This window comes from Enterobacter sp. CGMCC 5087 (assembly GCF_003144775.1).
Taxonomy (GTDB): domain Bacteria; phylum Pseudomonadota; class Gammaproteobacteria; order Enterobacterales; family Enterobacteriaceae; genus Enterobacter; species Enterobacter cloacae_M.
This window is the reverse complement of the sequence record NZ_QFXN01000299.1, coordinates 1-1,392: the sequence shown is the minus strand read 5'-3', so window position 1 is coordinate 1,392 and position 1,392 is coordinate 1. Positions and strand designations below refer to the sequence as shown.

2 protein-coding genes are annotated in these 1,392 nt (G+C 58.5%); both read left to right on the top strand.

Going from position 1 to position 1,392, the window contains the following annotated elements; translation table 11 throughout:
* The coding region (tssG, locus tag DEO48_RS24855; protein ID WP_109846580.1) for a type VI secretion system baseplate subunit TssG at positions 1-556 on the top strand (556 nt) is incomplete at its 5' end.
* 2 nt (positions 557-558) lie between these two features.
* A partial coding sequence (gene tagH, locus DEO48_RS24850; protein WP_109846579.1) for a type VI secretion system-associated FHA domain protein TagH occupies positions 559-1,392 on the top strand: 834 nt, incomplete at its 3' end.

The window sequence follows — 1,392 nt, the reverse complement described above, 5'->3', positions numbered from 1 at the left end:
CTCCCGTCAGATGTTTGCGCTGGTGGGCCTCGGTAATGAAGCCGTACGCGACAGCCTGCCTGTCAACCGGGCCAAGATGCTCTCTTATGCCGGGATGCTGGCAAGTCCCAGCCGTTCACCTGAGGTTATCTCTGGTCTGGTGATGCACTGTTTTGACCTTGAAAGCGTGGAGGTGGATGACTGGCAGATGCGCAAAGTGGCGGTCTGTGAAGAGCAGCAAAACCGCCTCGGGCTGTCCGGTGTGGTCCTCGGGCACGATTTCATTTCCGGTGAGCGGGTCAATGACTGCGCCGGAAAATTCGTATTAAAAATCAATAACCTTTCATTCCATGATTTTCTCCGTTTTCTGCCGGATGGCGATCAGCATCAGCCGCTGGTGCGCTTTATGTCCTTCATTCTGCGCGACCAGCTGGCATGGGATCTGAGCCTCGGTTTTGGCTATCAGCAGGCAAACGGAATGCGTCTCGACAGTCATCAGGGCGCGAGCCTCGGCTGGAGCAGTTTTCTGGGGACGCCGCCTGAGGTGGCCCGCGTCACGATATGCGTGCAGGAGTAGGTATGAACAACAGTACACAACAGCTTTCATTACTGGTTATTAACAGCGCGCAGCTGGAGGGGGACTCTCAGGTTCAGCACTATTTCGGGCCGGAAGGCGGGACGCTTGGCGCATCGGATCAGGATGACTGGCAGCTTCGGGAAAGTCTGGGCTCGGTTTTGCCGGGGCATGCGCGCATTGACCTGATTGACGGGCATTTTTGTCTGCATGACCAGAGCGGGCAAACATTCATAAATGGTTCGGGGTCACCGGTTGGTGGAGACCGGCACGTCAGGCTGAGTGCGGGAGATGAACTGACCGTCGGGCCTTTTCAGATCCGGGTGTCCCTGGGGCAGGGGCAACACTCCCCGGCGCTGGATGAACTGATGGATAACCGTCCGGCGCGGGATATGGATACGTGGCTTGAGGACACTCAGCACGATGCCGGCACGACGCATACGGTAACGAAGGCTCCCCGACAGGATGATCCGCTGGGGGCGCTGCAACAGGATAGCCACAGCGTGTCATCGTGGGTGACAGGGCGTATGCCTCAGCCTGCATTCTCAGAACAGACGGGCGAACTTTCCGGAGGAAAAGAGACAGTGAACCAGGCATTTATTGAACTACCGGGCGTGGGACGTACCGGCCTTACGCAAGACGAAGGCATGGAGGCTGCGCTGGAGACCGTGATGTCCGGCATGGGGGGGAACCTTGCGGTTGCCGGAGCGTCTGGCGCCGCAGAGATGTTGTTCGATATGGGCAGAACCCTGCGTGCGCTGGTGGAAGGGCTGCTGGCGCTTCAGGCTGAACAGGGGGCGCTTGCCGACAAACTGCTGCGTCCGATTGAAGATAACCCG